Annotated in this window: 10 protein-coding genes and 2 tRNA genes; 3 read left to right on the top strand and 9 right to left on the bottom strand. The window is 70.4% G+C overall.

The annotated features are described in order from the left end of the window. Nucleotides 1–300: 300 nt before the first annotated feature. From AB0I76_RS18920 to AB0I76_RS18910, 3 genes are all read right to left on the bottom strand, one after another. The gene (locus AB0I76_RS18920; RefSeq protein ID WP_357036849.1) at nt 301–720 is read right to left on the bottom strand and encodes a CBS domain-containing protein; all 420 of its coding nucleotides are present in this window, start codon (nt 718–720) and stop codon (nt 301–303) included. A gap of 77 nt (nt 721–797) precedes the next feature. After that, nucleotides 798–1,784 carry an L-threonylcarbamoyladenylate synthase gene (locus AB0I76_RS18915; protein WP_357036846.1) on the bottom strand — a complete coding sequence of 329 codons (987 nt, stop codon included), beginning with the start codon at nt 1,782–1,784 and terminating at the stop codon, nt 798–800. Between the two features lie 110 nt (nt 1,785–1,894). Next, nucleotides 1,895–2,596, bottom strand: a complete 702-nt coding sequence (locus tag AB0I76_RS18910) for a poly-gamma-glutamate hydrolase family protein (RefSeq protein ID WP_357036843.1) — start codon at nt 2,594–2,596, stop codon at nt 1,895–1,897. A gap of 153 nt (nt 2,597–2,749) precedes the next feature. Here AB0I76_RS18910 and AB0I76_RS18905 point away from each other — a divergent pair, with 153 nt between their 5' ends. Next, on the top strand, nt 2,750–3,433 hold the full coding sequence (locus AB0I76_RS18905; protein ID WP_357036840.1) for a hypothetical protein: 684 nt from the start codon (nt 2,750–2,752) through the stop codon (nt 3,431–3,433). 69 nt (nt 3,434–3,502) lie between these two features. Here the strand turns inward: AB0I76_RS18905 and AB0I76_RS18900 are convergent, their stop codons facing one another. Both AB0I76_RS18900 and AB0I76_RS18895 read right to left on the bottom strand, forming a co-directional pair. Next, nucleotides 3,503–4,057: a hypothetical protein gene (locus AB0I76_RS18900; RefSeq protein WP_357036837.1), complete on the bottom strand. Its 555-nt coding sequence runs from the start codon at nt 4,055–4,057 to the stop codon at nt 3,503–3,505. Nucleotides 4,058–4,127: 70 nt separating this feature from the next. Then, nucleotides 4,128–4,526, bottom strand: a complete 399-nt coding sequence (locus AB0I76_RS18895; protein ID WP_357036834.1) for a helix-turn-helix domain-containing protein — start codon at nt 4,524–4,526, stop codon at nt 4,128–4,130. A gap of 352 nt (nt 4,527–4,878) precedes the next feature. Here AB0I76_RS18895 and AB0I76_RS18890 point away from each other — a divergent pair, with 352 nt between their 5' ends. Both AB0I76_RS18890 and AB0I76_RS18885 read left to right on the top strand, forming a co-directional pair. Then, entirely contained in the window at nt 4,879–5,256 is a 378-nt protein-coding gene (locus AB0I76_RS18890; RefSeq protein ID WP_357036831.1) for a DUF4267 domain-containing protein, read from the top strand. A gap of 58 nt (nt 5,257–5,314) precedes the next feature. After that, nucleotides 5,315–5,833, top strand: coding sequence for an SAM-dependent methyltransferase (locus AB0I76_RS18885; RefSeq protein WP_357036828.1), 519 nt, complete (start codon nt 5,315–5,317; stop codon nt 5,831–5,833). A 173-nt stretch (nt 5,834–6,006) separates the two neighbouring features. Here AB0I76_RS18885 and AB0I76_RS18880 read toward each other — a convergent pair. The 4 genes from AB0I76_RS18880 to AB0I76_RS18865 form a co-directional block, all read right to left on the bottom strand. Next, nucleotides 6,007–6,079, bottom strand: a tRNA-Ala gene (locus AB0I76_RS18880). Nucleotides 6,080–6,124: 45 nt separating this feature from the next. Then, nucleotides 6,125–6,253, bottom strand: a complete 129-nt coding sequence (locus AB0I76_RS18875; protein WP_357036825.1) for a DLW-39 family protein — start codon at nt 6,251–6,253, stop codon at nt 6,125–6,127. A gap of 45 nt (nt 6,254–6,298) precedes the next feature. Next, nucleotides 6,299–6,372 (bottom strand) — tRNA-Ile (locus tag AB0I76_RS18870). 255 nt (nt 6,373–6,627) lie between these two features. Then, nucleotides 6,628–7,098: DUF3566 domain-containing protein (locus AB0I76_RS18865; protein WP_357036822.1), on the bottom strand; the 471-nt coding region annotated here is incomplete at its 5' end.

Here is a 7,098-nt window from a genome sequence, read left to right as displayed (position 1 = left end):
CCGCCCCGCCGCCCCCCCCGCCCCGCCCCGGCCCCCCGCCCACCGGGCGCGCCGCCGCCCCGCCCCCGCGGCCGACCCCCCGAACCCCCTGCCCCCGCGCCGCCCCGCGCCGCCCCGCGCCGCCCGCGCCGCCCCGCGGCGACAAGCTCGCGCTGTTTCGTGGATGTAGTGGCATCTCTCGCGCTCTGATGCCACTACATCCTGGATCGAGCGTGATCTTGCAGGTCGCCGCCCACCGGCCAGCAGAACGCCGCCCACCGGCCAGCGGCCGGGGGCGGCGATCGGTCGATCCGTCCGGCGTCAGCTGCGCTCGGAGATGGCCTCGATGAGGTCACCCACCGGACGCTCGGGCAGGGAACGGGCCACGTCGGCGACGGCCACGATGCCGACGAGCTCGTGCCCGTCGATCACCGGCAGCCGGCGTACCTGGTGCTGGCCCATCGTCCGCAGGATCTCGGCCGCGTCGTCGTCCGCGCCGATGGTCACGGCCTCGCCCTGGGCCAGCTCACCGGCGGTGACGCTGGCCGGGTCACGACCCTCGGCAAGGACCTTCACGACGATGTCGCGGTCGGTCAGCATGCCCTTCAGCCGGTTGTCGTCCCCACAGATCGGCAGCGAGCCGACGCCCAGCTGGGCCATCTGCTTCGCGGCGGTCCGAAGGTCGTCCTGCTCACGGATGCAGGTCACGTCGTTCGTCATGATCTCGCGTGCGGTCGGCATGGGGATGCACCTCACTTTCGGGGGTTGTTGCTGTTCTCCTACCCCCGTCGCCCCGGGCCATGCACGCGGCGTCCCGCTCAGGTGGCGGGACGCCAGGTCGCGGCGGCGCGGCGCAGCCGGTCGTTGATCGCCCGGCCCACGCCCACCTCCGGCACCGGCTCGACCACGATCTCGTCGACGCCGGTGCGGTCCAACTCGTGCAGCGCCTCGAACAGCCGCGCCGCCGCCTCCGTCAGGTCACCGGCCGGGGAGAGCACCTCCACCACCGCCCAGGTGCCCGCCGGGCGGTCCCGGAACGCCAGGAAGCCCCGCCGGCCGCCGCCGGCCCCCGCCGGCTCCGCGCCGGACGCCAACCGCAGCGGCGTACGCGGCGCGTAGTGCGCGGCCAACGTTCCCGGCGCGACGGGCTGGCCGGAACTGCCCGGGCGTACGGTCACCGGGCCGGCCGCCTCCTCCAACGCCTCGACAGGCAACGCGCCGAGGCGCAGCACCACCGGCCGCTCACCCCGGGCGTCCACGATCGTCGACTCGATCCCGCAGCGTGTCGGGCCGCCGTCGAGCACCACGTCCACGGCGGCGCCCAGCCCCCGTACGACGTGCTCCGCCCGGGTGGGACTGAGTTGGCCGAACCGGTTGGCGCTCGGCGCCGCCACCGGCACGCCGGCCGCGGCGATCAGAGCCCGCGCGTGTTCGTGGTCCGGTACCCGTACCGCCATCGTGTCCAGGCCGGACGTCACGATCGGCGGAACCGCCGCCGGCCGGTCCACGATCAACGTCAGCGGTCCCGGCCAGAACCGCTCGGCCAACGCGGCCACCGCCGGCGGCAGCGGGCCGACCAACTTCTCCAGCTCCGCCGTGTCGGCCAGGTGGGTGATCAGTGGATCGAAGCTGGGCCGCGCCTTCGCCTCGAAGATCCGGGCGGCAGCCCGGGCGTCCAGCGCGTTCGCCCCGAGGCCGTAGACGGTCTCGGTGGGAAAGGCCACCAACCCGCCGGTACGCAGGACGGACGCCGCCTCGGCGATGCCGCTGTCGGCCGGTAGTACGCGCGGGGCTCCGGTGCTCACCCCTCCGACGCTAGCCTGCCGGCCACGACGTACCGCGCCCGACCGTACGGAACGTGACCCGGAACCGGGTGATCGTCAGCGACAGCGGCGTGGGCGCGTCCGCCACCCGGTCACGGGTAGACGCTCTGCACCGCGGCGACGAATTTCGGCACGTCCGGCCCCGCCGGGCCGGACGCCGTCGGGAACAGGGCCGTGCGCAGGTCGGTGGTCAGCTCGAGCTGGACGCCGGCGCCGTCGGCGTCCTTGTTCACGAAGTTGGCGGTCGACAGGCCGGCGATGTCGTCGGGCGCCGCTTCGGCCTGGAAGCCCTGGGCCCGCAGAGCCGCCGTCAGCGCTGCCCCCTTGACGGTGTCCCTCCCCCCCACGTAGACGATCCTGCCGGGTTTGGCGGTGCCGTGGATCGACAGCGCGTGGGGGCGCTGACGGATCAGGATCAGGCACTCCTCCACGTCCCAGTTTGTGCTCGTGACATGCAGTCTCGGGTAGTTGCCGGTGGGGAGCCTGCCCTTGAAGTGACATTCGGTGTGCCGGCCATCGGCGATGGCGGTCGCGATCTCACTGGTACGCAACTCGATCGAGCCACCGTGCGGGGCGACCACGATCAGCGGCGAATCGGTGATCTTCCAGCTGAGCTCCCAACCGGCCTGCGGCTCGACCTTCCGCAGGGCGGTCATCGACGGGTACTCCGCCACGTCCACCTCGGCTGCGGCCTGCTGCGGCGGCGCCTCACCGGCCCGGGCGAGCCCGTAGCCGGCGGCCAACACGACCGGCACGGCGAGGGCACTGAGGATCCATTGCGTACGGCCGTTCACAGCTCTCCTGTCCGACGCGTGCGGCGCGCCTGTGGTGGGAGCCATGATCTCAGAGGACGGTCCGCGGCGGTGTCCCCGCGAACGGGGGTGTGCGCCGCTGTCCACCACGATGGACGGACAGCGCGTCGACCTGAACCGTGGTAGACGTCAGCCATGCGAACGACCTTCGTTCTGCTGACGAGCCCCTTCCTCGGGCCGTCGGTCTGGGAGCCGGTCGCGGCGGTGCTCGTGGCACGCGGACACGACGTCGTCGTTCCGTCGCTCCCACCGGTCCCGCTGCACAGTCCCGACGAGGTGCTGTGCGCGCTGCAAGACTGCTTCCCGGAGCAGGGTGAACCGGTCCTGGTACCGCACAGCAACGCCGGCCTGTACGTCCCGGCGCTCGTCGCCGCACGGCCGGTACGGGCCGCCGTGTTCCTGGACGCCGTGCTGCCCCCGGCGAGTGGTCGCATCCCGGTCGCACCAGAAAGGCTGCGCGCGACACTCCGGAGCCGTGTCGGTGCCGACGGCCTGCTGCCGTACTGGAGCGAGTGGTGGTCGGACTCCGACGTCGCCGCGCTCTTCCCGGACCCGCAGACCCGCCGCCGGGTCGAGGCTGACCAGCGGCGGGTGCCCTGGGACTATCTCACCGCCGACGTGGTCGTTCCCCCCGGCTGGGACTCGGTCCCCGCCGGCTACGTGGCCTTCGGAACGACGTACGCCGACGAACTCCAGCGGGCGGCGGACCGTGGGTGGCCGGTGCGGTGTCTGGACGGTCGTCATCTCCACATGACGTGTGATCCGGAGGTTGTCGCCTCGACCCTGATCGAGGTCGCCGCCGAACTGCGCCAGCGTTGACGCCAGGTGTCGGGGCAGGGCTCAGCCACTCGCGCCCCCGCTGCTCAGGCGCGAGATCCACACCGGCCGTCACGACGAGTGTCGGCTCGCATCGGTCCCACGCCTTACCTGGCCGTTCCGACGCCGTCGCAGGGCCACTGCCGCCACTCCGGCGGCGAGGACCGCGAGCATCGCACCGGCCGCGAACCACCAGCGGCTCGGCGTCTGCTCAGGAGCGGGTGTGACCGCGGCAGCCGCCGACAACGCTGGGGCCGCGGACGGTGTGGCCGGCAACTGGCGGATCCCCGCGCACAGCCCGGTGCCGCCGCCGCTCGAATTCACCCGGTACCGGGTGCCGACGCGGAAGTCGTAGCCGCAGCTCACCTCGCTGCGCGCCACGCGCAGCCTCAGCGTGGCCCCCGACCCGGAGCCGCCCTTCTCGACGGTATCGACCGCGAGTTGCACCCCATCGCCCGTCACCCGCGTGACGGTGCCGACGACGATATTTTCGGCCTGCCCGTCCTGCTCGGTCGGGCTCAACGAGGCGCACGAGCAGGCCCAGGCGGGGCCTGCCGGTGAAACGACCAGGACGAGGCTGAGGCCGAGCGTGGCCAGGGCGACGAGAATTGCGGCGCGCAGCTTCATGCCATCACTGACGGGTCCGCGCGTCCGGGGGTTCCTTCCGTCGTCATCTCATCGCGGTGGGTACCGTTCGTCAGCTCCTCGCGTCGAACTGGGTGCGGGCGTGAAAGACGCGGTCCATGTGTGCCTCTGCCCAGGTCTTGATCGCGACCATCACCGGGAACAGGTCGTGGCCGAGCGGGGTGAGCGCGTAGTCGACGCGCGCAGGCACCGACGCCGTCACGGTACGGGCGACAAGACCGTCGCGCTCCAGTGTGCGCAGGGTCTGGGTGAGCATCTTCTGGCTGACGCCGGCGATGCGGCGGGCGAGCTCGCTGTGCCGCTGCGGGCCGTTGGCGAGCGCCGCGATCACCAGGGCCGCCCATTTGTCGGTGAGGGTGCTCAGCAGTTCCCGCGTCGGGCAGCCCGCCAGGAACGCGTCATAGTCGCGTTTGGCCTGATCTCGTCGTTGTCCGGCGGTCGTCGTCGTCATATGCCACCCCTTGTCGGTGCCCTAGGCACTTCCAGGTGCCTACTTACCAACGGTGCCCGAGCATACCTACCGTAATGGCGATCATGACGTTCAGCGGAGGGTGGGACATGCGCGCAGTCAGCTATGCACAGTTCGGAGGGCCGGAGGTTCTGCAGGTACTCCTTCGTCGACGCCGCAGCGGCCCACAACCGGCTGTGGCCCATGGCGGAATGCGCGGAGGCGTAGTCCTCGTTCCGTGACCTGCCGCGCTGGATTGCCGCCACGCCAAGCACTTCCTGCTGCGGGACCACGCGCGGTGCCAGCGGCTACGCGTCTTCGTCACTAGATCCGCTTCACTTCAAAGGGACTTGCCATGCTCATCACCATCGCCAACGTGCTCGCCGGACTGATCGGCGCAGGCATCATCCTCATCGGCGTGCGCGAATTCTGGGCGCCGCAGGCCGCCGCAGGCTTCGGTATCCCCAACACGCCGACCGAGGACCCCAACTTCCAGGCATGGCTAGCCGTCAAGGCCGTACGCGACATCGCTTCGGGAGTCTTCATCTTCATCCTGCTCGTGGGCGCGACACCCCACCTGCTCGGCTGGTTCATGCTGGCCGCCGCAGGCATGCCCGCCGGCGACGCACTGATCGTGTTGCGCAGCAAAGGACCCAAGGCCACCGCTTACGGCGTCCACGGGGCCACCGCCGCGGTGATGTTGGCGATCAGCGTGCTCCTGTTCGTCGGATAGCCCGTCGCCACGCAGCAAGTCTGCCGATCCTTCGAATGCGGTCTGCCCGGCCCGTCACGTGGTCGAGGACGGCGCTGATCCCCACACTCGTATGCCCTTGGAAGGAATCATGCTCAGTTTCGACATCACCCCGATAGGTACCGTCCAGAACGCGAGGACGGACGTCCAGCACACAGACAACTGGGGCGCCGTCCGCAGCACGATCACCGTCGACGAACGCTTTGGCGATGCGTGCCTCCAGGGCCTGGAGGACTTCTCGCACGTGGAGATCCTCTTCATCTTCGACCAGTTCCCGGACCACGGCGACTACCGCGAGCCCCGCCCCAACCGCGGCCGTCCCGACCTCCCGCCCGTCGGCGTCTTCGCCGGCCGCGGCCCTCGCAGGCCCAACCGCATCGGGGTGACGTGCTGCGCCATCGAATCCGTCCACGGCCGCGAACTGACGGTGATGGGCCTCGACGCGGTCTCCGGCACTCCGGTCATCGACCTGAAGCCAGTGATGGCCGAGTTCCTACCGGACAACGTCAAGCAGCCGGAATGGGTCAGCCGCCTGATGTCGGAGTACTTCCAGCCATGAGGCGAGACCTCGGCGCTCGACCTGACTCCCGATCAGCGCACCGATCTCTCGTCTCCACAAGCACGCCACCAACAGCCTGAGCAGAATCATCCAACGTCGTTCCGGCCGAAACACGAAAGCCCAGCTCGCGAACGAGCTGGGCTTTCTTCAATCGGACATACCCGATGTGCGGGTGGAGCCCAGGGGACTCGAACCCCTAACCCCTGCCTTGCAAAGGCAGTGCTCTGCCAGTTGAGCTAGGGCCCCGGGGCGGACGACGCCGCCAGGTGCTGGCAGGTAGGACGAGCAGGATCAGCGCAGGTCGGGAGCGGTGGTCGCCTCGTGCCAGAGAGCCCGCTCGTCGTTGGACGCCTTCACCCTGCGGGCCACGACAGCGGCCACACCGACGACGCCGACCAGGATCAGCAGCTTCTTGAACATTGGGGCTACCCCTCACGCTCGACGTGCCGTCGGACGGATGTGCGGTGGGGCTAGCTGGAATCGAACCAGCGACCTCAGAGTTATCAGCTCTGCGCTCTAACCGACTGAGCTATAGCCCCGCGTAGCGACGAGCAAGGTTAACCCATGCCGCCAGCCGCTCCCAAATCGGGGTCCGGCCGGCCGTCGCCCTGAACCTACCGGACCTTTGGCGCCCCGCCCACCGACTTACCGGCGACACCAGAAGATCGACTCGACGTCACTGAAGTTGGGGTGTCGGAGCGGCGCGGAAACCGCGACTTCAGTGACGTCGAGTGGATCAAGCGATGCCGGGGCCGACCGCACAGGAGTGCGGTCGGCCCCGGCGGCCGAATGTTTCAGTCGCGCTCGGCGAGGGTCAGCTCGATGCCGCCCACCAGGTCCGCGCAGACGTTGTAGACGAACGCCCCCAGGGTGGCGAGCGCCGTGAACAGCACGACGTTGACCAGGCCGATCAGCGCCGAACTCAGGATCACGCCACGGGCGGTGACCTGGAAGCCGCTGGCGCTCTGCCCGCCGCCGGCGTTGACCAGGTCCCTCAGGCTGTCGTTGACGCTGGTGAACACGCCCATCGCGTCGAGGGCCAGGTAGAGCACCGACGTGGCGACGACCACCACGATGAAGAGCACCACCGAGACCGCGAAGGCGAACTTCATCACCGACCACGGGTCGATCCGCTTGAGGTTCAGCCGGGCCCGGCGCGGTCCGCGGGACGCGGCCGAGCTGACCGAGGTACGCGCAGCGCGTACCGCCTCACCCACGCGGGCGGCCCCGACGGCGGCGGCACCCCCGAGCCCCGGCGGCAGGCC

The organism is Micromonospora sp. NPDC049799, assembly GCF_040656655.1.
Lineage (GTDB): Bacteria > Actinomycetota > Actinomycetes > Mycobacteriales > Micromonosporaceae > Micromonospora.
The sequence above is the reverse complement of the archived record's forward strand: the minus strand, read 5'-3'. Positions and strand labels throughout refer to the sequence as shown.

Bases quoted from the DNA above. Each gene is read 5' to 3' on its own strand.
- AB0I76_RS18905 (WP_357036840.1), top strand. From the start codon at position 2,750: ATGCGAACGACCTTCGTTCTGCTGACGAGCCCCTTCCTCGGGCCGTCG.
- AB0I76_RS18900 (WP_357036837.1), bottom strand. From the start codon at position 4,057: ATGAAGCTGCGCGCCGCAATTCTCGTCGCCCTGGCCACGCTCGGCCTC.
- AB0I76_RS18920 (WP_357036849.1), bottom strand. From the start codon at position 720: ATGCCGACCGCACGCGAGATCATGACGAACGACGTGACCTGCATCCGT.
- AB0I76_RS18875 (WP_357036825.1), bottom strand. From the start codon at position 6,253: ATGTTCAAGAAGCTGCTGATCCTGGTCGGCGTCGTCGGTGTGGCCGCT.
- AB0I76_RS18890 (WP_357036831.1), top strand. From the start codon at position 4,879: ATGCTCATCACCATCGCCAACGTGCTCGCCGGACTGATCGGCGCAGGC.
- AB0I76_RS18895 (WP_357036834.1), bottom strand. From the start codon at position 4,526: ATGACGACGACGACCGCCGGACAACGACGAGATCAGGCCAAACGCGAC.